Genomic DNA, 24,006 nt, shown 5'->3' with positions numbered 1-24,006 from the left:
GAATGTCAGACCGCGACTTGATGATCGGCGAGCACCGGACTGCTGACGCGGTAGATACCAATCTCACCTAACAGATTAGGCCATAGCTTACTGGCCCACCCGTGGCGGTGCTGTTGATCCACGGCAAGCCGATCAATGACCTTCGCATCACGTTCGCGGCAAAGTGCTTCAAAATCTTCGAACGTGCAGAAGTGAATGTTCGGCGTGTTGTACCAGGTGTATGGCAGGAAGTCGGACACCGGCATGCGGCCCTTGCTCGCCAGATACCAGCGGCAGCGCCAGTGGCCGAAGTTAGGGAAGGTGATGATGCACTGACGACCGACCCGCAGCATTTCGTCGAGGATCTTGTCCGGGTAGTGCACGGCTTGCAGGGCCTGGGTCATGACGACGATGTCGAAACTGTTGCTGGCAAAGTTGCCGAGGCCCTTGTCCAGATCCTGCTCGATGACGTTGACGCCTTTGGCCACGCACTGGGCAATGTTGTCAGCATCGTTTTCCAGGCCATAACCGGTGACCTGCTTGTTGTCGCGCAGCCAGGTCAGCAGCTCGCCGTCACCGCAACCGAGGTCGAGGACGCGGCTGCCGGCGGGGATCCATTCCTGGATGATTTCCAGATCAGCTCTCATGGCTTTCTCACAACGTGATTCGGTTCATGTAATTGCCGAACGCCTGCAAATAACGCGGGATCGGAATCAGGAAGGCGTCGTGGCCCTGCGGTGCGTCGATCTCCAGATAGCTGACGTCTTTGCGCGCAGCCATCAGCGCATCGACCAGCTCCCGCGAGCGGGCCGGGGAGAAGCGCCAGTCGGTGGTGAACGACATCACGCAGAATTTGGCCGTGGCGTTCTCGAAGGTTTTCGCCAGGTTATCGTCGAAGTTCGCCGCCGGATCGAAGTAATCCAGTGCCTTGGTCATCAACAGATAGGTGTTGGCGTCGAAGCGTCCGGAGAACTCTTCGCCCTGATAGCGCAGGTAGCTTTCGACCTGGAACTCGACACTGTGGAAGTCGTAGTTGAGCTTCTCGCTCTTCAGGCCACGGCCGAATTTCTCGCCCATCGAGTCATCGGACAGGTAAGTGATGTGTCCGACCATGCGCGCCAGCATCAGGCCGCGCTTGGGGATCACACCCGCTTCCTGGAACGAACCACCGTGGAATTCCGGGTCAGTGAGAATCGCTTGGCGCGCCACTTCGTTGAAGGCGATGTTCTGCGCCGACAGCTTGGGGGCCGAGGCGATGGCCAGGCAGTGACGCACGCGATCCGGATAAGTGATGGTCCATTGCAGCGCCTGCATACCGCCGAGGCTGCCGCCGATCACCGCTGCCCACTGGCCGATGCCGAGCAGGTCAGCGAGACGCGCTTGGCTGTGCACCCAGTCTTCCACGGTGAGCACCGGGAAGTCGGCACCGAACGGTTTGCCGGTCTCCGGGTTGATGCTGCTCGGGCCGGTAGAGCCGTTGCAGCCGCCGAGGTTGTTCAGGCTGACCACGAAAAACTTGCTGGTGTCGATCGGTTTGCCGGGGCCTATGCAGCTGTCCCACCAACCGGGTTTACGGTCGTCGACGCTGTGATAACCGGCGGCGTGATGATGGCCGGACAAGGCGTGGCAGATCAGCACGGCGTTGCTCGCCTGTGCGTTCAGCGTGCCGTAGGTTTCGTAGATCAGGTCATACGCTGGCAGCGAACGGCCACAGGCCAGGGCCAGAGGTTCGCTGAAGTGCGCCGTTTGCGGCGTCACCAGACCAACAGAATCGGCGGGAAAGGCAGTTGGCATCGACCCTGCTCTCGTTGAAATGAGGCGTAAGTCTAAAGACCGGTGGGGTTAGCGGCAAGCAACGATCGGGCCTGATCGTTCATTGATCACAACCCCTGTGGCGAGGGGATTTATCCCCGTTCGGCTGCGCAGCAGTCGTGAAACCTGCTGACTCGATCTGGCTGGAAGAAAGCAGGGGGCGGCTTCGCCACCCAGCGGGGATAAATCCCCTCGCCACAGGAGGTCAGGGGCGCATAAGGTCAGGCAAATCCGGCAACTTCTTCGGCGAGCAAATCTTCACCCGCTTCTGCCGGTTCAACTCACCACTGAGCAGACTGACCTGACTCTTGGACACCCCAAAAGCCTTGGCCAGAAAGCCCATCAGATACGCATTGGCCTTGCCCTCCACCGGCGGTGCGGTCAGGCGGATTTTCAGCCGATCACCGTGCAGCCCGCAGAAATCATCGCTACGGGCTGCCGGTTGCAGGTGACACTCCAGAATCAGGTCGTCACCGTCCCAGCGGAACCAGCTCACATCAGCAGACGGAGGATTTCCGGCATCATCGTCATCGCCGCCAGATTGTTGATCACCAGCATGTCGATCAGCTTCAGCGCGAGGAAGGCGAAGATCGGCGACAGATCCAGGCCACCCAGGTTAGGCAGGAACTTGCGGAACGGCGCCAGGGCTGGCTCGCAGATCTGATTGACCAGTTCAGCGCCAGGGTTGTGGCTGCCCGGAGCGACCCACGAGAGGATCACGCTGATGATCAGGGCAAAGAAGAAAATCTTCAGGAACAGCGCAGTTACGCCGATCAGCGACCAGATAAACAGTTGCAGCGGGTTGCCGATGGTCCCGTAAGTCAGCAGCAGGGTCAGCGCCATCAGCGCCAGTTGCACCAGAATCGCCAGCACCAGCGACGACATGTCCAGACCGAACATGCTCGGGATGATCCGGCGCAGTGGCTTGAGCAACGGCTGGGTAGCTTTGACGATGAACTGGCAAAGCGGGTTGTAGAAGTTCGCCCGCACCAGTTGCAGGACAAAGCGCAGCAGCACGATCAGCAGATACAGACTGCCGAGGGTTTGCAGCACGTAAACCGCTGCGGTGTTCAATCCAATCATGTAAGGCTCCTTATTTGCCCAGTTGTTCGGCCATTTCGGCCGAGCGGTGCGCGGCGGCGCCGAGTGCTTTTTCCACCAGGGCTTCGAAGCCCCCGGCCTGGAACGATTTGATCGCGGCTTCGGTGGTGCCGGCCGGCGAGGTCACGCGACGACGCAGTTCGGCAGCATCGACGTCACTGGCCACCGCCATGTGCGCGGCGCCCAGAGCGGTTTGCAGGGTCAGTTGCTCAGCGGTTTCTTTCGGCAGGCCGAGCTTGACGCCAGCGGCGGTCATCGCTTCGATCAGCAGGAAGAAGTACGCAGGGCCGGAACCGGATACAGCCGTCACCGCGTCCAGTTGTTGTTCTTCATTCAGCCACAGCACGATGCCGACGGCGGACAGCAGCTCTTCGGCTTGCTGACGTTGCTCGGCAGTCACTTCGCGGGTGGCGTACAGACCGCTGACACCTTGGCGCAGCAGCGCCGGGGTGTTGGGCATGCAGCGTACGATCGGCTGCTCGCCGAGCCATGCCGTCATGCTCGCGCAGGTGATGCCGGCGGCGATGGAGACCACCAGTTGATTGGGTTTGAGGCTCGGGCGAAGCGCTTCGCACACGGCTTTCATCGCCTGTGGCTTGACCGCCAGCACGACAACGTCGACGCCGTCGATGGCCTGAGCGTTGTCGGCGAAAGTTTCAATGCCATGTTCGGCGCTGACGTTGGCGCGGGTTTCTTCGCCCGGATCGCTGGCGCGGATGTGTGCAGCTTCCAGACCCTTGGCGCGCAGGCCGCCGATCAAGCTGGCGGCCATGTTGCCGGCACCGATAAAGGCAATACGTGTGTCGCTCATGTCAGGTCCTTATCTGGAAAGTTTCAAGATTGGGAATAGTCGCGGGCGCCAAACAGGGCCGTACCGATACGAACCCAGGTGGCGCCCTGGGCAATGGCCGACTCGAGGTCGTGGCTCATGCCCATGGAAAGTGTGTCGAGCGGCAGATCAAGGCTGGCCTGCAATTTCTGCACGGCAGCAAATGCGGCGTCCTGTTCAGCGCGATCTTCAGTCGGCTCGGGAATTGCCATCAGCCCACGCAGCTTCAGGCGTGGCAGGGCGCTGATGGCATTGGCCAGCTCCGGCAAGTCGGCCGGGGTGCAGCCGGATTTGCTGGCTTCACCGCTGACGTTGACCTGAATGCAGATGTTCAGCGGCGGCAGGTCGGCCGGGCGCTGTTCGGACAGGCGCTGGGCAATTTTCAGACGATCCACGGAATGCACCCATTCGAAATGCTCGGCAATAGCGCGAGTCTTGTTCGATTGAATGGGGCCGATGAAGTGCCAGATCAAGGGCAGGTCGGCCAGTTCGAGCTGTTTGCTCAGGGCCTCTTGCAGATAGTTCTCGCCAAAGTCGCGCAGGCCGGCGGCATAAGCTTCGCGCAGTGCCTCGGCGGGTTTGGTTTTGCTCACGGCGAGCAACTGGACGCTATTGTCAGCACGCCCGGCAGCAGCGGTGGCAGCCTGGATGCGCGAACTAACCTGAAGGATGTTGTCTGCTATCGTGGACATCAAGAGGCGCCGGCGGTCTGAAGGTTCGCGGCATTCTACTGGAATTGAGGAGCGCTATGGATATCACTGAACTGCTGGCCTTCAGCGCCAAACAGGGCGCTTCTGACCTGCACCTGTCGGCCGGTCTGCCGCCGATGATCCGCGTCGATGGCGATGTGCGGCGGATCAATCTGCCGGCGCTCGATCACAAGCAAGTGCACGAATTGATCTACGACATCATGAACGACACCCAGCGGGTCGACTTCGAGAAACATCTGGAAACCGACTTTTCCTTCGAAGTCCCCGGCGTGGCGCGCTTTCGGGTCAATGCCTTCAATCAGAATCGTGGCGCGGGGGCCGTATTCCGCACCATTCCCTCGAAAGTGCTGAGCATGGAAGACCTCGCCATGGGCGATGTTTTCCGCAAGATCACCGATGCCCCGCGCGGGTTGGTGCTGGTGACCGGGCCGACCGGTTCCGGCAAGTCGACCACGCTGGCGGCGATGATCGACTACCTCAACACCCATCGTCATCACCACATCCTCACCATCGAAGATCCGATCGAGTTTGTTCACGAATCACGCAAATGCCTGATCAATCAGCGTGAAGTCCACCGCGATACCCGCAGTTTCGCCACGGCTCTTCGATCAGCGCTGCGTGAAGACCCCGACGTGATTCTGGTGGGTGAGATGCGCGATCTGGAAACCATTCGCCTTGCGCTGACCGCCGCTGAAACCGGGCACTTGGTGTTCGGCACGCTGCACACGACATCTGCCGCGAAAACCATCGACCGTGTGGTGGATGTGTTCCCCGGTGACGAGAAGTCGATGGTACGTTCGATGCTGTCAGAGTCACTGCTGGCGGTGGTTTCGCAGACGTTGATCAAGAAGATTGGCGGCGGACGAGTGGCGGCGCACGAGATCATGCTGGGAACGTCGGCGATCCGAAACCTGATCCGCGAGGACAAGGTGGCGCAGATGTATTCGGCGATTCAGACCGGTGGGTCGCTGGGGATGCAGACACTCGATATGTGCCTGAAGGATCTGGTGACCAAGGGGTTGATCAGTCGCGAGCATGCGCGGGAGAAGGCGCGCACGCCAGATAATTTCTGAGGGGGGATTTCGCTGTTATCACCGGCCCCTTCGCGAGCAAGCTCGCTCTCACATTGGATCTGTGTCGTTCACACATTCGATGTGGGAGCGAGCTTGCTCGCGAAGTGGCCAGTACTGCCAAAGCAGCTACAGGATCAGTCAGATCAGCGCTGAACGACGCGCATCTGGTTCGGCTCTTTCGGCAGCACACGTTTGGCAACCACGTAGTGCTTCTGCCAGTACGGCTTATTCAACGTGTCGATGCTCACCGACTTGCCACGGCGTGGCGCGTGGATAAAGCGGTCGTTGCCCAAGTAAATGGCAACGTGGTTGACTCGACGGCTCTTGAGTTTGAAGAAAATCAAGTCGCCCGGTTTCAGATCCTTGCGGTCGACTTTCTCACCGTGGCCGCTGGCCATGGCGTTGGAGGTGCGTGGCAGGTCAAACGTGGCGTCGTTGAACGCGTATTTCACCAGGCCGCTGCAATCGAAGCCTTTACTTGGGCTGCTGCCGCCCCAACGATAAGGAGTACCGAGGACGTTAACGGCGCGGCTCAGGACGTTGCTGCTTTCCTTGCTCGCCATTGGCGGCACCAGGCTGCTGCGGCTTTTGCTGCTCAGCGTGGTGATTTTGCTTTGTTTGCTTTTGCTCGAAGGGGCAGAAGCGTGAGATTTAGGGGTAAAGCCGTTAACGTTGGGAAGACGTTGCTCACGATTGGTGGCGTGGGCGGCCAGTGGCATTAATAGGCAAATAGTTAGCCATGTCTTGAAAAATGGTCGCATTCGGCGTGGCTCTTAAGTGATAGCGCGCAACTTTATAACAGCTTTTTTGTCCCTTCCGAGGCCGTTGGTCGATTCAAACGGGAGGCAACGGAACCAAATAAGCGGCAAATTGACGCGATTGTCGGACAGAAGTCCGGTGCTATAAGGCTTTGACGGTAGCAACGGTAACATTTGCCATACGTCGGCTACCTGTAAAAAAGTCACAAAGAATTAAAGAATATTTATCTATCGAGTGCATCGAGGTCTTCATGAACAGCTATCAGCTACCCCGTGTGAAGGAAAAAACCACCCACAGCAAAATCATCGGTTATCTGCTGTGGATCTTCGGATTTACCGGCGCTCACCGCTTTTATTACGGCAAGCCAGTGACCGGGACGATCTGGTTCTTCACCTTTGGTTTGGCGGGGATTGGCTGGCTGATCGACCTGTTTCTGATTCCGGCAATGGATCGCGAAGCGGATCTGCGTTTTACCGATGGTCCGATCGAGTACAACGTGGCGTGGATTCTGCTGACGTTTCTCGGCGTGCTAGGCGTGCACCGGATGTACCAGGGCAAGTGGATCAGCGGCTTGTTGTACCTGCTGACCGGCGGGTTGTTCTTTATTGGCGTGCTGTATGACTTCTGGACGCTGAACGATCAGGTGTCGGTGCGCAACGCGCAGAATCGCGGCGCCTTTCAGTAATTGTGGCGAGGGGATTTAGCGAATCGTCGCACCGCCCCGATGGGTCGCGTAGCGGCCCCAAAATCGGCAGCTGCGGTGGTACAGAATCACCGAGTGCAACGGTTTTGCGACTGCTTCGCAGCCGAACGGGGATAAATCCCCTCGCCACAGAGTTACGCCTGGTGGCTGATCCGCCCATCCACCAGCGTATAGCGAACCACACTCGGCAAGCTGTGGCCCATGAACGGGCAGTTCTCGCCCTTCGACAACCAGCTTTCACCGGCTACCGTCGATGCCTTCGGATCGAACAGCACGATATCCGCCGCACCGCCCACCGCCAGTTTGCCGGCCGGCAGGCGCAGCGCTTCGGCTGGGCCTGCGCTCAGGCGAGAGAGCAACGTCGGCAGATCGAGCAAACCATCCTCAACCAGCGTCATCGCCAGCGGCAGCAGCAGTTCAACGCTGCTGATGCCCGGCTCGGTCGCGCCGAACGGCGCCAGTTTGGCGTCACGCTCATGGGGTTGGTGATGGCTGGAAATCGCCGAGATCACCCCAGATTTCACTGCTTCACGCAGGCCATCGCGGTCAGCGCGGGTGCGTAGCGGCGGCTGTACGTGATAGAGGCTGCTGAAGTCGATCAGCGCTTCGTCGGTCAGGATCAGTTGATACAGCGCCACATCCGCTGTCACCCTCAAGCCACGGGCCTGGGCCTGAGCAATCAGCGCAACACCGCGAGCGCTGGTCAGTTGGCTGAAGTGCGCGCGCACGCCGGTTTGCTCGACCAGCAACAGGTCGCGAGCCAGCGCCACGGTTTCAGCGGTTTCCGGAATGCCCGGCAGACCGAGGAAACTGGCCACGGCGCCTTCATGGGCCAGGCCACCTTCAGCCAGATCGTGATCCTGCGAGTTGAAGATCACCGTCAGGTCGAACGTCGCCGCGTAATCCAGCGCCCGGCACAGGGTGCGGGTGTTGCGGAAACTCTCCAGGCCATTGCCGAACGCCACACAACCGGCGTCACGCAGCGCGACCAGTTCGGCGAGCTGCTCACCGTCCAGACCTTTGCTCAGCGCGCCGATCGGGAACACCTTGGTGTTGCCGGCTTCGCGGGCGCGGTCGAGGATCAGTTCGGTCACGGCGGAGGTGTCGAGCACCGGTTTGGTGTGCGGCGGGCAGCACAGGCTGGTCACGCCACCGGCTGCGGCGGCGCGGGTTTCGCTGGCGATGCTGCCCTTGCGGCTGTAGCCCGGCTCGCGCAGAGCAACATTCAAGTCGACCAGCCCCGGAGCGGCCACAAGGCCTGTGGCATCAATGGTTTCTACTGCGCTGAAACCGGCCGGCGCCGCGCCGAGGGCAATGATCTTGCAGGCTTCAACGTGAATGTCGGTGATTTGATCCAGGCCACTGCTTGGATCGATGACGCGTGCGCTGAGAATGCTGAGCTTCACTGGGCGTTCTCCTGCTCGAATTGGCGCTGGGCTGTCTGCCCGCTCATGGCCATGGACAGCACGGCCATACGAATCGCGATGCCGTAGGTGACCTGATTGAGTATCACCGAGTGCGGGCCATCGGCCACCGCTGACTCGATTTCCACGCCACGGTTGATCGGCCCCGGGTGCATGACGATGCAATCGGGTTTGGCCCCGGCCAGACGCGCGGTGGTCAGGCCGAACAGGCGGTAGAACTCGCCCTCGCTCGGCAGCAGACCGCCGGTCATGCGCTCACGTTGCAGGCGCAGCATGATCACCACGTCGACGTCTTTCAGGCCTTCGGTCATGTCGGTGTAGACCTTGACGCCGTATTGCTCGATGCCGATCGGCAGCAAGGTCTTCGGCGCGATCACGCGGATGTCCGGGCAACCGAGGGTCTTCAGCGCGAGCATGTTCGAGCGCGCTACCCGCGAGTGCAGGATGTCGCCGACGATGGCCACCGAGAGGTTTTCGAAACCGCCCTTGTGCCGACGAATCGTCAGCATGTCGAGCATGCCTTGTGTCGGGTGCGCGTGACGGCCGTCGCCGCCATTGATAATCGCCACCTGTGGGCAAACATGCTCGGCGATGAAATGCGCAGCGCCCGAGTCACCGTGGCGCACGACGAACATGTCGGCGGCCATCGCTTCGAGGTTGCGCAGGGTGTCGAGCAGCGTTTCACCTTTACTCGCCGACGAGGTCGACACGTTCAGGGTGATCACGTCCGCCGACAGCCGCTGGGCCGCCAGTTCGAAGGTGGTGCGGGTGCGGGTGGAGTTTTCGAAGAACACGTTGCACACGGTCTTGCCGCGCAACAACGGGACTTTCTTCACCGCCCGGGCGCCGACTTCGAGGAACGAGTCGGCAGTGTCGAGGATTTCCGTCAGCAACTCGCGGCGTAGGCCGTCGAGCGAGAGGAAGTGGCGCAGCTGGCCCTGATCATTGAGCTGCAGCGGGCGCTTGGTATCTAGAGGCGTCATCGCGAGGGGGACTCTCAATAGGGCGGATTAAAGGTTGAAATCTTGCAGTTCAAGCGTCAGCGGCTCGGGACCGGAGAGCTTCACGCGCTCGTGAGCGGCCAGTGACAGGGTCGCGCCAACCACGTTCGGGCGGATCGGCAGCTCGCCGGCGTCCAGGTCGAGCAGGCACACCAGCGTCACGCTGGCCGGGCGGCCGTAGTCGAACAATTCGTTCATGGCGGCGCGGATGGTGCGGCCGCTCATCAGTACGTCATCGATCAGCACCAGATGCTGGCCTTCGATCTCAAAGGGCAGGGCGGACGGGCGCACTTGCGGGTGCAGGCCGTTCTGGCTGAAGTCGTCGCGGTAAAAGGAGACATCCAGCGTGCCCAGCGGTGCGTCGCTGCCCAGCTCCTTGAGCAGCGCCTGCGCGACCCAGATGCCGCCGGTACGGATACCGATGTAACGTGGTTCGCTGATGTCACGCTGGGCAAGGTGCGCCTTGAGGCGGGTTGCCATCTGGCTGATCAGATCGGCGGGATTTGGCAGGCTCATGGTTGTTCCTTCTTGGGGTCGAGTGGCGTCCTTGGACGAAACTCGGGTGTTAACTCAAAAGAAAAGCGCCGAAGCGCTTGTCAGGATTCAAACAATGCAGTGTTTTCATCGAGCCAGCCCTGCAACAGCAGAGCGGCAGCGATGGCGTCCACCGGGTTGTCGCGGTAACTGCCCTTCTGACCGCCACGCGCCAGGCGCTCGCCTTTGGCTTCGAAAGTCGTCAGGCGTTCATCGTGGGTATAGAAGGGCAGGTTGTAGCGGCCGTTGAGACGCCGGGCGAATTTCTCGGCGCGCACGCACATGTCGCTGGGTGTGCCGTCCATGTTCAACGGCAGGCCGACGACGACGGCGTCTGGTTTCCATTCCTTTATAAGCGCTTCGACCTGGTTCCAGTCGGGCACACCGTTCTGCGCTTTCAAGGTGCACAGCTCGCGGGCTTGGCCGGTGATCACCTGACCGACGGCAACGCCGATCTGTTTGGTGCCGTAGTCGAAGCCGAGAATCAGGCGCAGGGCCATCAGGCGTGCCCCGCCTGGCTGGTCAGCAGGTTGAGGTTGATCCCCAAGTGCTTGGCTGCCGCTTCCAGACGCAGCTCACTGCTGGTGTTGAAGAGGATGTCGGCTTCGTACGGGCAGGTCAGCCAGGCGTTGTCGGCCATTTCGGCCTCCAATTGCCCGGCTTCCCAACCGGCGTAACCGAGGGCGATCAGGCTTTTTGCCGGCCCCATGCCGTCAGCGATGGCGAACAGCACGTCCTGCGAGGTGGACAGTGCCAGGTCGCCCTCAAGCTCTGCGGTGGCCTGGAAGGTCTTGCCCGCCGGGTGCAGGACAAAACCGCGATCGGTCTGTACCGGGCCGCCAATGAAGATCGGCACGTGCTGGCACAGTGCGGGCGGCTCGATGTCAGGGCGCAGTTGCTCAAGAATGTCAGCCAGATTCAGCTCTTGCGGTCGATTGACCACAATCCCCATAGCGCCATTGGCCGTGTGCTCGACGATGTAGGTCAAGGTATGGGCAAAGTTCGGGTCGGCCATGTGCGGCATGGCGATCAGGAATTGATGCTTGAGGTAGCTTGGGCTGACGTTTTTCATGTGCGCTAGTGTGGCGTTCAAGGGGCAAACTGACAAGCTGGGGATGCTTACAACAAAACTGCTCCAACGATGGAATGGGCTTTTGTGGCGAGGGGATTTATCCCCGTTCGGCTGCGAAGCAGTCGCTAAACCTGCGCGCACGGTGTGTCAGACATAACTTGCCACTGGATTCAGGGCCGCTTCGCGCCCCAACGGGGATAAATCCCCTCGCCACAATAGATCTAATCACCACAATGAATCCCATCAGCACAGGAATCCCGTTTACACAGAAATCTCATCACCGCAAATGTTTCGCGCAAATGTTCAGTTACTGGAGAGCTTGTCGCCCCGGGCGAATTTCCAGGTGCGGATGATTTCCAGTCGGTCGATATCCGACAGATCCCCGGTAAACGGTGCAAACGGCGCCGCCAGTCGGACGATGCGCTGCGCGGCCTGATCCAGCAGCGGCTGGCCGGACGATTCCAGCACCAGCACTTCATACAGCGAGCCATCGCGGTTTATCGACACCATCAGGCGCAAATTGCCGTAGATCTGCTTGCGCCGGGCTTCCTCGGGGTAATTGAGGTTGCCGATGCGTTCGACCTTTTTGCGCCAATCGTCTTTGTACCAGGCACCCTTGTCGCGCATGGTCGAAGCGGCGCTCAAACGGTGGATTCGCGGGCGCTTGGCGTACAGCTGTTGTTCCTTGGCCAGTTCCGCTTCGAGGCTGGCGATGTCGCTGGACAGCTGCGAGCTGTCGAACGTCGGCGCGTCGACCGACGGTTTGACTTCGGTTTTGGCTTCTTCTTTCTTGGTCGGGGCTTTTTTCGGCGTCGGTGCAACCGTGGTCACGGCAGCCTTGGGCGCGGCTTCCTGCACCTGCGGCTTGGCGGCCGGTGGCGGCGTGACTTTTTTGACCTGATTGTCCTGAAACGGCGCGATCTCGGTGGTCTTCGGAATCGCCTTCTTGTCCAGCGTGCCGCTGCCTTCCTGGTGTTCCTGAGCGAGAAAGTCTGCCTTTTCGGGCTTTTTCTCGCTCTTGAACGTGGCCAGGGTGATTTCCAGGGTTTTGCTGATCTGTTTCGGCTCGACCATCGTGAACCCGACGCCGAGCAGCAGCGCCAAATGAATCAGCGCGGCAAGGAATAGGGTAAATCCGAGGCGATCGGCCGGGCGCACACCACGATGGGCGAGTTCAGCGGGTAGATCGGACGGGAGGGTCATGACAAAAAAACCAACATCGCGTTTTTCAGAGGCTGCGCATCATAACGCAATGTTGGTTTCACGCCTTGGGCTTCACGCTTCAAGCGACAAGCTGCATGTGACGTGCATCAAGCTTGTGGCTTTTTGCCGGCCGCTTGCAGCTTCTTGTCGATAGCATCCATCAGCATCCCGCCAATGTCGGTGCCGAAGGCGTTGTCGATTTCACGGATGCAGGTCGGGCTGGTGACGTTGATTTCGGTGAGGCTTTCGCCGATCACATCCAGGCCGACGAACAGCAGGCCTTTTTCACGCAAGGTCGGGCCGACCTGAGCGGCGATCCAGCGATCCTTGTCGGTCAGCGGACGCGCTTCGCCACGACCACCAGCGGCGAGGTTGCCACGGGTTTCGCCTTGGGCCGGAATCCGCGCCAGGCAATAATCCACCGGCTCGCCGTCAATCATCAGGATGCGCTTGTCGCCGTCCTTGATCGCTGGCAGATAGGCCTGGCCCATGATCTGCTGGCCGCCGAGGGCGGTCAGGGTTTCCAGAATCACCGACAGGTTCGGATCGCCAACGCGGTGACGGAAGATCGACGTGCCGCCCATGCCGTCCAGCGGTTTAAGGATGACATCGCCGTGTTTCGCGGCAAATTCGCGCAATACGTCGGCGCGGCGGCTGACCACGGTGGGCGGCGTGCACTGCGGAAACAGCGTGGCGAACAGCTTTTCGTTGCAGTCGCGCAGGCTCTGCGGCTTGTTGACCACCAGCACACCGGCAGTTTCAGCCTGTTCAAGCAGGTAGGTGGAGTAAACGAACTCCATATCGAACGGCGGATCCTTGCGCATCAGGATCACGTCCAGATCGCTCAGCGGGATGTCCTGTTCGGCGTCCAGTTCGAACCATTTTTCCGGGTTGGCGAAGACTTTCAGCGGCTTCATGCGCGCCCGCGCCTGACCTTCACCCTGATACAGGTCGCGCTGTTCCATATAAAACAGTTCCCAGCCGCGCTTCTGCGCGGCCAGCAGCATGGCCAGCGAGCTATCCTTTTTATAGGAGATGCTGGCGATAGGGTCCATGACAATCCCGACGCGAACGCTCATTGGGTTTTCCTCGAAAATTGGCTACCGGATCGGTATGAAAAAAGTGCCGCCAGAGTGGCGCCGGCAGGGTTTTCGGTCAAGGGAAAACCCGTCGATAGATTGCATCTGGAGACTGTGCTAAAAAGGCTGGCATATCGTGCTGGCCCTTGAGCATCAAGGGTTTGGCGCCATTACTGATAGCAAAACGGACAATTTGATTCGCAAAGGCGACGGTAGAGCCCTCTTATGGAACAGCAGTCCAGCGCCTTGAAGGTCATGGTGATCGACGACTCGAAAACGATTCGCCGTACCGCCGAAACCTTGTTGAAGAATGTCGGTTGCGAAGTCATCACGGCGATCGACGGTTTCGACGCTTTGGCGAAGATCGCCGACAACCACCCCGGGATCATTTTTGTCGACATCATGATGCCGCGTCTGGATGGTTATCAGACCTGCGCTTTAATCAAGAACAACAGTGCGTTCAAGGCCACGCCGGTGATCATGCTGTCGTCCCGGGACGGGTTGTTCGACAAGGCCAAGGGGCGGATTGTCGGTTCCGATCAATTTCTGACCAAGCCTTTCAGCAAGGAAGAACTGCTCAGCGCGATTCAGGCCCATGTTCCGGGCTTCGCCGCCGTTTTGCCGCAGTAAGAAACGCACTGAGACGCTCGGCCAGCGGGCCGGATGTCGACAAGAAAAATGGGGAAGACCATGGCACGTATCCTGATCGTCGATGATTCGCCGACTGAAATGTACAAACTGACCGGCATGCTCGAAAAGCACGGCCATGTAGTGCTCAAAGCCGAAAACGGCGCCGACGGCGTGGCACTGGCCCGTCAGGAAAAACCTGATGCTGTGCTGATGGACATCGTCATGCCCGGCCTCAATGGTTTTCAGGCGACCCGTCAGTTGACCAAGGATCCGGAAACCGGGCATATCCCGGTGATCATCATCACCACCAAGGATCAGGAAACCGACAAGGTCTGGGGCACCCGCCAGGGCGCCAAGGACTACCTGACCAAACCGGTCGACGAAGACACCCTGATAAAAACCCTGAACAACGTGCTGAACGGTTGATCGCGCAGCCATGAGCGAATCGCTGACTGCGTTCGAACTGCTTTGGCAGATCGACCAGCGCTGCCGCTTGCTGGCGGCGGATCTGCCGTCACAACCGGCGCGCCAGGATCGCTGGAGCGGTATCGGTTTTCGCCTCGGCGAACACTGGTATGTCGCGCCGATGGGCGAAGTCAGCGAAGTGCTGCACGAGCCGCGGTTCACCCAATTGCCCGGCGTCAAGCCGTGGGTCAAGGGTGTGGCTAACCTGCGTGGGCGCTTGCTGCCGATCATGGATCTGTGCGGTTTCTTCGGGCATGAACTGTCACCGTTACGCAAACAGCGGCGGGTATTGGTGGTCGACCATGAGGATGTGTTTGCCGGGTTGATGGTCGATGAAGTCATCGGCTTGCAGCATTTCGAGCAGGACAGTTTTGAACCGCTGTCGATCAGCAAACGCCAGGGCTCGAAGGCCGAGTTCGTCAAAGGCTATTTCCGGCGCGAGCAGAACTGGCGGGTATTCAGTTTGTTTGCGCTGGCCAAATCCCCGGTGTTCATGAGCGTCGCGATATAACCGCAACAACAGAGAACCCATTGTGGGAATCAACTCTGTGATGAAGGGATTCTGGGGTTCAGAGGATCCTGTGGTGAAGGGCTTTTGTGGTGAGGGGATTTGTTGGGTGCGGGGATTTCTGGGTGAGGGGATTTGTAGGTGAGATAATCCTGTGGCGAGGGGATTTATCCCCGTTCGGCTGCGAAGCAGTCGCAAAAAATCGCATGCGCTGACGATGGTCAGGCATTGCAGATTTTGGGGCCGCTACGCGACCCAACGGGGATAAATCCCCTCGCCACATAATCCCCTCATAATAAGCACCCATCACCACAGCGCCCCCTCACACCAAGCTAGCTCCCACAGGTGCTTCGGAGAGCTTCAAACAGGCGAGGACCGATGACAAAAGCAAAAACAGGCAAGCCAGCAGAAGGATCGCGCAGTCGCTCGCAGATCATCGTGCTGTTTATCGCACTGATCGTGTTCATCATGCTGCTGTTCGCCAACTTCGCGTACCTCAACACCCAGGCGAACTACGATAAACAGTACATCGGCCACGCCGGTGAACTGCGCGTGCTCTCGCAACGCATCGCCAAGAACGCCACCGAAGCCGCTGCCGGCAAGGCTGCCGCGTTCAAATTGTTGAGTGACGCCCGCAACGATTTCGCCCAGCGCTGGGGTTACCTGAAAAAAGGCGACCCGGTCACTGGCCTGCCACCGGCGCCGTCCACCGTACGCCCGGAAATGCGCGCCGTGCAGCTCGATTGGGAGCGCCTGCTGAAAAACACCGACGCCATTCTCTCCACCGAACAGACCGTGCTGTCGCTGCATCAAGTCGCCGCGACGCTGGCCGAAACCGTGCCGCAGTTGCAGATCGAATACGAAAAAGTCGTCGAGATTCTCCTCCAGCGCGGCGCCCCCGCAGCGCAAGTGGCGATGGCTCAGCGTCAGTCGTTGTTGGCTGAGCGCATCCTCGGCGCGGTCAACACCGTGCTCGCTGGCGACGAAAATTCGCAACAAGCCGCCGATGCCTTTGGGCGTGATGCCACGCGTTTTGGCCAAGTGCTCAACGGCATGCTGCAGGGCAATCCGACGTTGAAAATCAGCCAGGTTGAAGACCGCGATGCCCGTGCTCGCTTGAGTGAAATCTCCGAACTGTTCCAGTTCGTCTCCGGCTCCGTTGATGAAATCCTCGAAACCTCGCCGGAGCTGTTCAAGGTCCGTGAGTCGGCCAGCAACATCTTCAGCCTCTCGCAAACCCTGCTCGACGAAGCCTCGCACCTGGCCAACGGTTTCGAAAACCTCGCCGGCGGGCGCAGCACCGACACCATCGGCGGCTACGTGCTCGGCTTGCTGGCGCTGGCCTCGATCATCCTCATCGGTCTGGTGATGGTGCGCGAGACCAATCGCCAACTGCGCGAAACCGCGGAGAAGAACGAACGTAACCAGAACGCGATCATGCGTCTGCTCGACGAAATCGAAGACCTCGCCGATGGCGACCTCACCGTGACCGCCTCGGTGACCGAAGACTTCACCGGCACCATTGCCGACTCGATCAACTATTCCGTCGACCAACTGCGCGATCTGGTAGCGACCATCAACCTCACTGCCGGCCAGGTCGCCGCCGCCGTGCAGGAAACCCAGGCCACCGCCATGCACCTGGCCCAGGCCTCGGAACATCAGGCGCAGCAGATTTCCGAAGCCTCGACGGCGATCAGCGACATGGCTCAGTCCATCGATCAGGTCTCGGCCAACGCTGCCGAATCCTCGGCAGTGGCCGAGCGCTCCGTGGAAATCGCCAACAAGGGCAACGAGGTGGTGCACAACACCATCCACGGCATGGACAACATTCGCGAACAGATTCAAGACACCGCCAAACGCATCAAGCGTCTCGGTGAGTCGTCTCAGGAAATCGGCGACATCGTCAGCCTGATCGACGACATTGCCGACCAGACCAATATCCTCGCCCTCAACGCGGCGATTCAGGCGTCGATGGCCGGCGATGCCGGGCGCGGTTTTGCTGTGGTTGCCGACGAAGTGCAGCGCCTGGCCGAGCGCTCGTCCGCCGCCACCCGCCAGATCGAAACTCTGGTGCGGGCGATTCAGACCGACACCAACGAAGCCGTCATTTCGATGGAACAGACCACCACCGAAGTGGTGCGCGGCGCGCGACTGGCGCAGGATGCCGGTGTGGCGCTGGAAGAAATCGAAGGCGTATCCAAGACCCTCGCGGCGCTGATTCAAAGTATCTCCAACGCGGCGCAGCAGCAGACGTCTTCCGCCGGGCAGATTTCCCTGACCATGAACGTGATCCAGCAGATCACCTCGCAGACGTCGTCCGGCTCCACGGCCACCGCCGAAAGCATCGGCAACCTGGCGAAAATGGCCAGTCAGTTGCGCCGTTCGGTATCCGGTTTCACCTTGCCGGCGGCGTCCGCGTCCGCGTCGGCGACGGATAAAGTGTGATTGGAGCGGTTATGGGTGATCGGCACGATTACGTGGCCCTCGAATGGGTCAAGGGCGAAATTGCCGAAACGCTGAAACAGGCGCATCAGGCGATCGAAGCCGTGCTCGATGATCCGCAGGCCTTTCCCGGGCTGGACGAGTGCCTGGCTTACATCCATCAGGTCCACGGCAGTTTGCAGATGGTCGAGTTCTACGGCGCAGCTTTGTTGGCCGAAGAAATGGAACATCTGGTTGAAGCCCTCCAGCACGAGCGCGTCAGCCATCGCGACGAAGCCCTGCACTTGCTGCTGCAAGCCTTGGGACAATTACCGATTTACCTCGACCGTGTGCAGAGCGCCCGTCGCGACCTGCCGCTGGTGGTCTTGCCGTTGATCAATGATTTGCGCAGCGCTCGCGGGGAATGTCTGCTTTCGGAAACCAGCCTGTTCAGCCCGCAACTGCCGGAACTGGCGCCGCTGAGTGAAGAGGCGCTGGCGCTGCTGGAACCGGCCGAACTGCCGAACGTACTGCGCAAGTTGCGCCAGATGCTGCAAATGGCCCTGGTCGGGTTGCTGCGTGAACAGGATGATCAGTCTCACCTCGATTATCTGGCCAAGGTCTTCAGCCGTCTCGAAGCACTGAGTGGCGATGCGCCGTTGAGTCCGTTGTGGCAAGTTGCATCGGCACTGGTCGAAGGCATGCGCGAAGGCGTAATCGCCAACAGCCCGGCACTGCGCAGCCTGTTCAAGGATGCCGACAAGGAGCTCAAGCGCCTGCTCGAACAAGGCCTGCGCGGACTCAATCAGCCGCCCCCGGCGGAGTTGCTGAAAAGCCTGTTGTTATATATTGCCAAAGCCGTACATCCCACCGGGCAGATGCTGACCATGAAAGATCGCTATTCGCTGGACGACGCTTTGCCCGACAGCGCGATGGTCGACGAAGAACGCGCGCGCCTGGCCGGCCCCGACCGCGATGCGATGCGCTCGGTGCTGGCGGCGCTGTGCGAAGAACTGGTGCGGGTCAAGGAGCGGCTCGACCTGTTCGTGCGCAGCGACCGTCAACATACGTCCGATCTGGAAAGTTTGCTGGCGCCGCTGCGGCAGATCGCCGACACCTTGGCAGTGCTCGGTTTCGGCCAGCCGCGAAAAGTGATCATCGACCAATTGGCGGTGGTCTTGAGCATCGCCCAAGGCCAGCGCGAACCGAATGACGCCGTCCTGATGGACGTCGCCGGTGCCTTGCTCTACGTCGAAGCGACACTGGCCGGGATGGTCGGCACCGTCGAACCGGAAAGCCCGGAAGACGCGCGCCTGCCGACCACCGACCTGACGCAGATTCATCAGATCGTGATCAAGGAAGCACGCATCTGCCTGCAACAGGCCAAGGACATGATCGTCGACTACATTGACGCCGACTGGGACCGCCAGCACCTGCAACCACTACCGGCGCTGCTGACTCAGGTGCGTGGGGCGTTGGCGATGATTCCGCTTGCGCGTGCGGCGAGTCTGGTCGAAGCCTGCAACGGTTTTATCCGCGAACACCTGTTACTCGATCCGCATGAACCGGGTTGGGAGCAGTTGGACAACCTCGCCGATGTCATCAGCAGTCTTGAGTACTATCTGGAACGCTTGACCGACGACCCGCTGGCGCCCGGCGAACAGCTGCTGGATATCGCACAGAAGAGCCTCGCCAGCCTCGGTTTCTTTCCCGACGAGCAGCCCGGCGAGCAATATGTGCCGGTGCTCGACGACGTGCTCAGCCCCAGCGAAGCGCTGGTCATGCAGGACTTGCAAGCGCTGGACGACCCGCAAACCGTGCAGTCGCTGGCCGAGGTTCTGGCCAGCCCGGTGTCGGCGCTCAACCCGCCCGCGCGGATAACGCCCGGCAGCCTAATGCCGCCCCCGGCGGACGAAGAACCGGTGGATGACGAACTGCGCGAAGTGTTCCTCGAAGAAACCGACGAGGTCCTCGAAGTCCTCCACGAATACTTGCCGCGCTGGTCGGCCAATCCGCAGGATCACACCGCACTGACCGAACTGCGCCGCGCCTTCCACACCTTGAAAGGCAGCGGCCGCATGGTGCGTGCGCTGATCCTTGGTGAACTGGCGTGGGCCGTGGAAAATCTGCTCAACCGCGTATTGGAGCAGAGTGTCGAACCCGGTTCGGTGGTCCGGCAACTGCTGACCGACACGGTGTTGCTGCTGCCGGAACTGATCAGCGAATTCGCCACCCACCGCCAGCGTCAGCGCAGCGATGTCGATCAACTCGCCGCGCGCGCCCATGCGTTGGCCAAGGGTGACGAACCGCTGGCCGCCGAGGACGTGGATGACGTCGCGGCGCTCGATCCCTTGTTGCTGGAGATCTTCCGCAACGAAGCCGAAACCCATCTCGCCAGCCTCAACCGCTTTCTCGATCAGGCCGCTGAACACGTGCCGCTGCAAGCCAGCGACGAATTGCAGCGCGCCTTACACACCCTCAAGGGCAGCGCATCGATGGCCGGTGTGTTGCCGATTGCCGAACTGGCCGCGCCGCTCGATCAACTGGCCCGAGAGTTCAAGGCGCATCAACTGCCGCTCGACCTCGATGAAGTGGAATTGCTCCTCGAAGCCGAGGGCCTGTTCCGTGTCGGTTTGCGTCAGCTCAAGCACGATCCGCTGGCGCCGATTGTCGGCGCGCAATCACTGATCAAACGCACCGATGCGCTGCTCGCCGAGCGTCTGGAATCGATCCTCAATGCGCCGAACACCGGCCTGCGGATCAAGCGTGATCCGCAACTCATCAACAACTTCCTCGCGCAAGGCATGGACATCCTGCTCGACGCTGAAAGCCTCTTGCAGCGCTGGCAGCAACACCCCGGTGAGCGCCAGGAACTCAGCGCGTTGCTGGATGAACTGACTACCCTCGGCGAAGGCGCGCACCTGGCGGATCTGCTGCCGGTCGATGTGTTGTGCGAAGCCTTGCTCGACCTGTATGGCGCCGTGGAAGAAAGCAGTCTGGCGGTCAGCGACCGGTTCTTCCACGAGGCGCAGAACGCCCACGAAGCGCTGATAAATATGCTCGACGAGCTGGCCGCCGGCCAGGAAGTCACGCCGCAGCCTGAGCGGATTCGTGCGCTTCACGACCTGCTAGATGAAAGTCTCGATCCGTCGTCCATGGGCCTGATCCGCAGCGACGGCAGCCGCACCTTGAGCATCCGCGAACTGGGCGCCGCGACCGCTGAGCTTGCACAATCCACGTCGACGCCTGCGCCGGACGACGAGATCGTCGAGATCTTCCTCGAAGAGGCGGTGGACATTCTCGACAGCGCCGGGCAAGCGTTGCAGCGTTGGCTGAAGGATCCGGACAACGTCGCGCCACTGTCCTCGTTGCAGCGCGATTTGCACACCCTCAAGGGCGGCGCGCGGATGGCCGAAGTCGAAGCCATTGGTGATCTGGCCCAAGAGCTGGAAAGCCTCTACGAAGGTCTTGTCGATCGGCGCCACAACCACAGCGAAGCCCTCGGCCGCTTGCTGCACAAGAGCCACGAGAGTTTGGCGCTGCTGCTGGAACAGCTGCAAAACCATCAGCCGCTGAACCCGGCGCAGGAACTGATCGAGTCGATCCGCCAGTTTCGCCAAGGCTCGACCTCCAGTCTAGAAACGATGCAACCGGCCACTGAGCACGAAGGTGCAGGGCACGATCCCGAACTGTTGGAAATCTTCCTCGAAGAAGGTTTCGACATCATCGAAAACTCCGGTGCTGCGCTGCTGCGCTGGCAGGCTGAGCCTGGCAATCGGCAGGAAGTGGAAACCCTGCTGCGCGATCTGCACACCCTCAAGGGCGGCGCGCGGATGGTCGAGATCGGCCCGATCGGCGACCTCGCCCACGAGCTGGAATACCTTTACGAGAGTCTTTCCGCCGGCACGCTGCAAGCGTCGGCCGAGTTGTTCGCACTGGTCCAGCGCGGCCATGACCGACTGGCGCAAATGCTCGATGCCGTGCGCGCCGGGCAACCGTGCCCGCCGGCCGATCGGCTGATCAACGCGATTAAGAATTTCAGTCATCCGGCGACGCTGGAAACCCCGCCGCTGTTGCCGCTTGCGGTCAAGACAGAGACCGCACCACCTGCCGCCGACGCCGGCGCGGACATGGTCAAAGTCTCCGCCGAATTGCTCGACGAACTGGTCAATCTGGCGGGGGAAACCTCGATTTTCCGCGGGCGTATCGAACAGCAAGTCAACGACGCACAGATTGCGCTTAACGAGATGGAAACCACCATCGAGCGTATGCGCGATCAATTGCGTCGCCTCGACACCGAAACTCAGGGGCGGATTCTCAGCCGTCAGCAGGTCGACGCCGAGCGCCTCGGTTACGAAGAATTCGATCCGCTGGAAATGGACCGCCATTCGCAGTTGCAGCAACTGTCGCGAGCGCTGTTCGAATCCGCCTCGGACTTGCTCGACCTCAAGGAAACCCTCGACCGCCGCAACCACGACGCCGAGAACCTGTTGCAGCAACAGGGGCGGATCAACACTGAATTGCAGGAAGGCCTGATGCGTACGCGCATGGTGCCGTTCGAGCGCATGTTGCCGCGCCTCAAACGCATCGTCCGTCAGGTAGCTGAAGAGCTGAACAAGGATGTCGCCTTCATCGTCGGCAATGCCGAAGGCGAGATGGATCGCAACGTTCTCGAACGCATGGCCGCGCCGTTGGAACACATGCTGCGCAACGCCGTCGACCACGGTCTGGAATCCACTGAGGTGCGCCTGGCCGCGGGGAAACCGGTGCAAGGGCAAATCAGCCTCGACCTGTCGCGAGAGGGTGGCGACATCGTTTTCGACATTCGCGACGACGGCGCTGGCGTGCCCTTGGAAGCCGTGCGGCGCAAGGCGATCAAGCGTGGCTTGCTGGCGCCGGAAGCCGAGATCAGCGACCGCGACGTGTTGCAGTTCATCCTTCAGCCGGGGTTCTCCACCGCCGAAAAAATCACCCAGATTTCCGGGCGTGGTGTCGGCATGGACGTGGTTCACGAAGAAGTCCGTCAACTGGGTGGCACCATGAGCATCGACTCGGTGCCGGGGCAGGGCGTGCATTTCCGCATTCGGTTGCCGTTCACCGTGTCGGTCAATCGCGCATTGATGGTGCAGTGCGCTGAGGATCAATACGCGATTCCGCTGAACACCATTGAAGGCATCGTCCGCGTCTTGCCGAATGACCTCGAAGGGCATTTCCGTCTCGACCCACCGACTTATCAATATGGCGGCCAACGCTATGAGTTGTGCTATCTGGGCGAACTGCTGAAAACCTCGCCACGGCCGAAACTGCTCGGCCAGAATCTGCCATTGCCGGTGCTGCTGGTGCATTACAACGACCGGCACATTGCAGTGCAGGTCGATGCCATGGCCGGCACTCGCGAGATTGTGGTGAAGAGCCTCGGCGCGCAGTTCGCGGCGGTGCAGGGCGTGTCCGGCGCGACGATTCTGGGTGATGGTCGGGTGGTGCTGATTCTTGATTTGCTCGCGCCGATCCGCGCGATGCAGGCGCGAATCAGACAGCAGCCGACGCTCCCGGAAATCGACAGCGAACCGCAGAAACCGCTGCTGGTGATGGTGGTCGACGACTCGGTCACGGTGCGCAAGGTCACCAGCCGATTGCTCGAACGCCACGGCATGAACGTACTGACCGCCAAGGACGGCGTCGACGCCATGCTCCTGCTCGAAGAGCACATGCCCGACCTGATGCTGCTCGACATCGAAATGCCGCGCATGGACGGCTTCGAAGTCGCCACCCAAGTGCGCAACGACGAACGCCTGCAACACCTGCCGATCATCATGATCACCTCGCGCACCGGCCAGAAACACCGCGACCGCGCCATGGCCATCGGCGTCAACGACTACCTCGGCAAGCCGTACCAGGAATCGGTGCTGCTCGAAAGCATTGCCCATTGGAGCAAGAAACATGCATAAGCGCCGGCACAATGCGCGCAGCAGCCAACTCACCGGCCTGTTGCTGCCGCTGGCGGACCGCAATCTGATTCTGCCTAACGTGACCGTGGCTGAGCTGATTGACTATCAGACCAGCGCCTTCGACCTGGATACGCCGCCGTGGTATCTGGGGCGAGTGACGTGGCGGGAGCGGCAGATTCCGCTGCTGAGTTTCGAGTCGGCGTGCGGGCAGAAGGTTGTTATTGGCGAGCGGGCGCGGATTGTGATTCTCAACGCCTTGGGTGGGTTGCCGGAACTCAAGTTCATTGCCTTGCTAGTGCAGGGGATTCCGCGTTCGTACAAACTCGATAGCCAGTTGAGCTATGTCGATGTGCCGTTGTGCGCGCTGGAACAGGCAGCGGTTCAGGTGGGTGAGCAAGTGGCGAAGGTGCCGGATTTGTTGGGGTTGGAGAGGTTGTTGGTGGAGGCTGAGTTGGTTTAATTGCTGGTGCAAGGCTTTGATGTTGTGGTGACGCGACCCCTCACCCCAGCCCTCTCCCGGAGGGAGAGGGGGCCGACCGAGGTGTAACGCGTTTTATATCGACCTGAAAAACCAAGTCGATTATGGATTCATCACAGCACATTCAGGTCGGTGTACTTCTCCAGCATCCCCCAATCAGTCCCCTCTCCCTCCGGGAGAGGGCTAGGGTGAGGGTGCTCTTGATCGTTACGCCAACCGTAACGATTCACCACTCTGCTTGATTGATGGACCCATTCCACACGCCTAACTTAGCTCC

General features: G+C 60.4%; 22 protein-coding genes. 8 read left to right on the top strand and 14 right to left on the bottom strand.

Annotated features, from left to right (window positions below):
- Positions 1-5: 5 nt before the first annotated feature.
- The 6 genes from metW to ACIQVE_RS00835 all read right to left on the bottom strand — a co-directional run bounded on the left by metW (position 6) and on the right by ACIQVE_RS00835 (position 4,413).
- On the bottom strand, positions 6-626 hold the full coding sequence (gene metW / locus ACIQVE_RS00860; RefSeq protein ID WP_402803602.1) for a methionine biosynthesis protein MetW: 621 nt from the start codon (positions 624-626) through the stop codon (positions 6-8).
- A gap of 7 nt (positions 627-633) precedes the next feature.
- Positions 634-1,773, bottom strand: coding sequence for a homoserine O-acetyltransferase (locus ACIQVE_RS00855; protein WP_150601979.1), 1,140 nt, complete (start codon positions 1,771-1,773; stop codon positions 634-636).
- A gap of 223 nt (positions 1,774-1,996) precedes the next feature.
- Positions 1,997-2,287, bottom strand: a complete 291-nt coding sequence (locus ACIQVE_RS00850; protein ID WP_402803599.1) for a DUF167 domain-containing protein — start codon at positions 2,285-2,287, stop codon at positions 1,997-1,999.
- The gene (locus ACIQVE_RS00845) at positions 2,284-2,874 is read right to left on the bottom strand and encodes a YggT family protein (protein ID WP_402803597.1); all 591 of its coding nucleotides are present in this window, start codon (positions 2,872-2,874) and stop codon (positions 2,284-2,286) included. The genes ACIQVE_RS00850 and ACIQVE_RS00845 overlap by 4 nt, the downstream gene beginning before the upstream one ends.
- Before the next feature lie 10 nt (positions 2,875-2,884).
- Positions 2,885-3,703 (bottom strand): pyrroline-5-carboxylate reductase, encoded by an 819-nt coding sequence (gene proC, locus ACIQVE_RS00840; RefSeq protein ID WP_402803595.1) that lies wholly within the window; start codon positions 3,701-3,703, stop codon positions 2,885-2,887.
- 23 nt (positions 3,704-3,726) lie between these two features.
- The gene (locus tag ACIQVE_RS00835; RefSeq protein ID WP_402803593.1) at positions 3,727-4,413 is read right to left on the bottom strand and encodes a YggS family pyridoxal phosphate-dependent enzyme; all 687 of its coding nucleotides are present in this window, start codon (positions 4,411-4,413) and stop codon (positions 3,727-3,729) included.
- A 56-nt stretch (positions 4,414-4,469) separates the two neighbouring features.
- Here ACIQVE_RS00835 and ACIQVE_RS00830 point away from each other — a divergent pair, with 56 nt between their 5' ends.
- Entirely contained in the window at positions 4,470-5,504 is a 1,035-nt protein-coding gene (locus ACIQVE_RS00830; RefSeq protein WP_007953348.1) for a type IV pilus twitching motility protein PilT, read from the top strand.
- 143 nt (positions 5,505-5,647) lie between these two features.
- On the opposite strand, the gene ACIQVE_RS00825 is transcribed toward ACIQVE_RS00830, so the two are convergent.
- Positions 5,648-6,265, bottom strand: a complete 618-nt coding sequence (locus ACIQVE_RS00825) for a C40 family peptidase (protein ID WP_402803592.1) — start codon at positions 6,263-6,265, stop codon at positions 5,648-5,650.
- Between the two features lie 248 nt (positions 6,266-6,513).
- On the opposite strand from ACIQVE_RS00825, the gene ACIQVE_RS00820 reads away from it, so the two are divergent.
- Positions 6,514-6,948: an NINE protein gene (locus ACIQVE_RS00820; protein ID WP_402803591.1), complete on the top strand. Its 435-nt coding sequence runs from the start codon at positions 6,514-6,516 to the stop codon at positions 6,946-6,948.
- 152 nt (positions 6,949-7,100) lie between these two features.
- Here ACIQVE_RS00820 and ACIQVE_RS00815 read toward each other — a convergent pair whose 3' ends face one another.
- From ACIQVE_RS00815 to gshB, 7 genes are all read right to left on the bottom strand, one after another.
- On the bottom strand, positions 7,101-8,372 hold the full coding sequence (locus ACIQVE_RS00815) for a dihydroorotase (protein ID WP_402803588.1): 1,272 nt from the start codon (positions 8,370-8,372) through the stop codon (positions 7,101-7,103).
- On the bottom strand, positions 8,369-9,373 hold the full coding sequence (locus tag ACIQVE_RS00810; protein WP_007913665.1) for an aspartate carbamoyltransferase catalytic subunit: 1,005 nt from the start codon (positions 9,371-9,373) through the stop codon (positions 8,369-8,371). Before ACIQVE_RS00810 ends, ACIQVE_RS00815 begins: the two co-directional genes overlap by 4 nt.
- A gap of 27 nt (positions 9,374-9,400) precedes the next feature.
- A complete protein-coding gene (pyrR, locus tag ACIQVE_RS00805; protein ID WP_064388083.1) occupies positions 9,401-9,907 on the bottom strand; it encodes a bifunctional pyr operon transcriptional regulator/uracil phosphoribosyltransferase PyrR in 507 nt (168 codons plus the stop codon).
- Positions 9,908-9,987: 80 nt separating this feature from the next.
- Positions 9,988-10,425 carry a Holliday junction resolvase RuvX gene (gene ruvX / locus ACIQVE_RS00800; RefSeq protein ID WP_042561537.1) on the bottom strand — a complete coding sequence of 146 codons (438 nt, stop codon included), beginning with the start codon at positions 10,423-10,425 and terminating at the stop codon, positions 9,988-9,990.
- Positions 10,425-10,997, bottom strand: a complete 573-nt coding sequence (locus ACIQVE_RS00795) for a YqgE/AlgH family protein (protein WP_402803586.1) — start codon at positions 10,995-10,997, stop codon at positions 10,425-10,427. Before ACIQVE_RS00795 ends, ruvX begins: the two co-directional genes overlap by 1 nt.
- A 303-nt stretch (positions 10,998-11,300) precedes the next feature.
- Complete coding sequence (locus ACIQVE_RS00790) at positions 11,301-12,200, bottom strand: TonB family protein (RefSeq protein WP_402803584.1); 900 nt, start codon at positions 12,198-12,200, stop codon at positions 11,301-11,303.
- A 107-nt stretch (positions 12,201-12,307) separates the two neighbouring features.
- Complete coding sequence (gshB, locus tag ACIQVE_RS00785; RefSeq protein ID WP_402803582.1) at positions 12,308-13,279, bottom strand: glutathione synthase; 972 nt, start codon at positions 13,277-13,279, stop codon at positions 12,308-12,310.
- Positions 13,280-13,504: 225 nt separating this feature from the next.
- Between gshB and pilG the strand changes: the two genes are divergently transcribed.
- The 6 genes from pilG (at position 13,505) to ACIQVE_RS00755 (ending at position 23,711) form a co-directional block, all read left to right on the top strand.
- A complete protein-coding gene (gene pilG / locus ACIQVE_RS00780) occupies positions 13,505-13,909 on the top strand; it encodes a twitching motility response regulator PilG (protein ID WP_116028398.1) in 405 nt (134 codons plus the stop codon).
- 60 nt (positions 13,910-13,969) lie between these two features.
- Positions 13,970-14,335: a twitching motility response regulator PilH gene (gene pilH, locus ACIQVE_RS00775; RefSeq protein ID WP_402803580.1), complete on the top strand. Its 366-nt coding sequence runs from the start codon at positions 13,970-13,972 to the stop codon at positions 14,333-14,335.
- A 10-nt stretch (positions 14,336-14,345) separates the two neighbouring features.
- Entirely contained in the window at positions 14,346-14,885 is a 540-nt protein-coding gene (locus tag ACIQVE_RS00770) for a chemotaxis protein CheW (RefSeq protein WP_402803578.1), read from the top strand.
- Between the two features lie 375 nt (positions 14,886-15,260).
- Positions 15,261-17,327 (top strand): methyl-accepting chemotaxis protein, encoded by a 2,067-nt coding sequence (locus tag ACIQVE_RS00765; RefSeq protein ID WP_402803576.1) that lies wholly within the window; start codon positions 15,261-15,263, stop codon positions 17,325-17,327.
- A gap of 11 nt (positions 17,328-17,338) precedes the next feature.
- Entirely contained in the window at positions 17,339-23,251 is a 5,913-nt protein-coding gene (locus tag ACIQVE_RS00760) for an Hpt domain-containing protein (RefSeq protein WP_402803575.1), read from the top strand.
- Complete coding sequence (locus ACIQVE_RS00755) at positions 23,244-23,711, top strand: chemotaxis protein CheW (protein WP_402803573.1); 468 nt, start codon at positions 23,244-23,246, stop codon at positions 23,709-23,711. The genes ACIQVE_RS00760 and ACIQVE_RS00755 overlap by 8 nt, the downstream gene beginning before the upstream one ends.
- Positions 23,712-24,006 lie beyond the last annotated feature (295 nt).

Source organism: Pseudomonas sp. NPDC098747 (assembly GCF_044760045.1).
GTDB lineage: Bacteria > Pseudomonadota > Gammaproteobacteria > Pseudomonadales > Pseudomonadaceae > Aquipseudomonas.
The sequence above is the reverse complement of the archived record's forward strand: the minus strand, read 5'-3'. Positions and strand labels throughout refer to the sequence as shown.

Coding starts and splice junctions, on each gene's coding strand:
- metW (WP_402803602.1), bottom strand. CDS start 626: ATGAGAGCTGATCTGGAAATCATCCAGGAATGGATCCCCGCCGGCAGC.
- ACIQVE_RS00855 (WP_150601979.1), bottom strand. CDS start 1,773: ATGCCAACTGCCTTTCCCGCCGATTCTGTTGGTCTGGTGACGCCGCAA.
- ACIQVE_RS00845 (WP_402803597.1), bottom strand. CDS start 2,874: ATGATTGGATTGAACACCGCAGCGGTTTACGTGCTGCAAACCCTCGGC.
- proC (WP_402803595.1), bottom strand. CDS start 3,703: ATGAGCGACACACGTATTGCCTTTATCGGTGCCGGCAACATGGCCGCC.
- ACIQVE_RS00835 (WP_402803593.1), bottom strand. CDS start 4,413: ATGTCCACGATAGCAGACAACATCCTTCAGGTTAGTTCGCGCATCCAG.
- ACIQVE_RS00830 (WP_007953348.1), top strand. CDS start 4,470: ATGGATATCACTGAACTGCTGGCCTTCAGCGCCAAACAGGGCGCTTCT.
- ACIQVE_RS00825 (WP_402803592.1), bottom strand. CDS start 6,265: ATGCGACCATTTTTCAAGACATGGCTAACTATTTGCCTATTAATGCCA.
- ACIQVE_RS00820 (WP_402803591.1), top strand. CDS start 6,514: ATGAACAGCTATCAGCTACCCCGTGTGAAGGAAAAAACCACCCACAGC.
- ACIQVE_RS00810 (WP_007913665.1), bottom strand. CDS start 9,373: ATGACGCCTCTAGATACCAAGCGCCCGCTGCAGCTCAATGATCAGGGC.
- pyrR (WP_064388083.1), bottom strand. CDS start 9,907: ATGAGCCTGCCAAATCCCGCCGATCTGATCAGCCAGATGGCAACCCGC.
- ruvX (WP_042561537.1), bottom strand. CDS start 10,425: ATGGCCCTGCGCCTGATTCTCGGCTTCGACTACGGCACCAAACAGATC.
- ACIQVE_RS00795 (WP_402803586.1), bottom strand. CDS start 10,997: ATGAAAAACGTCAGCCCAAGCTACCTCAAGCATCAATTCCTGATCGCC.
- ACIQVE_RS00790 (WP_402803584.1), bottom strand. CDS start 12,200: ATGACCCTCCCGTCCGATCTACCCGCTGAACTCGCCCATCGTGGTGTG.
- gshB (WP_402803582.1), bottom strand. CDS start 13,279: ATGAGCGTTCGCGTCGGGATTGTCATGGACCCTATCGCCAGCATCTCC.
- pilG (WP_116028398.1), top strand. CDS start 13,505: ATGGAACAGCAGTCCAGCGCCTTGAAGGTCATGGTGATCGACGACTCG.
- pilH (WP_402803580.1), top strand. CDS start 13,970: ATGGCACGTATCCTGATCGTCGATGATTCGCCGACTGAAATGTACAAA.
- ACIQVE_RS00770 (WP_402803578.1), top strand. CDS start 14,346: ATGAGCGAATCGCTGACTGCGTTCGAACTGCTTTGGCAGATCGACCAG.
- ACIQVE_RS00765 (WP_402803576.1), top strand. CDS start 15,261: ATGACAAAAGCAAAAACAGGCAAGCCAGCAGAAGGATCGCGCAGTCGC.
- ACIQVE_RS00760 (WP_402803575.1), top strand. CDS start 17,339: ATGGGTGATCGGCACGATTACGTGGCCCTCGAATGGGTCAAGGGCGAA.
- ACIQVE_RS00755 (WP_402803573.1), top strand. CDS start 23,244: ATGCATAAGCGCCGGCACAATGCGCGCAGCAGCCAACTCACCGGCCTG.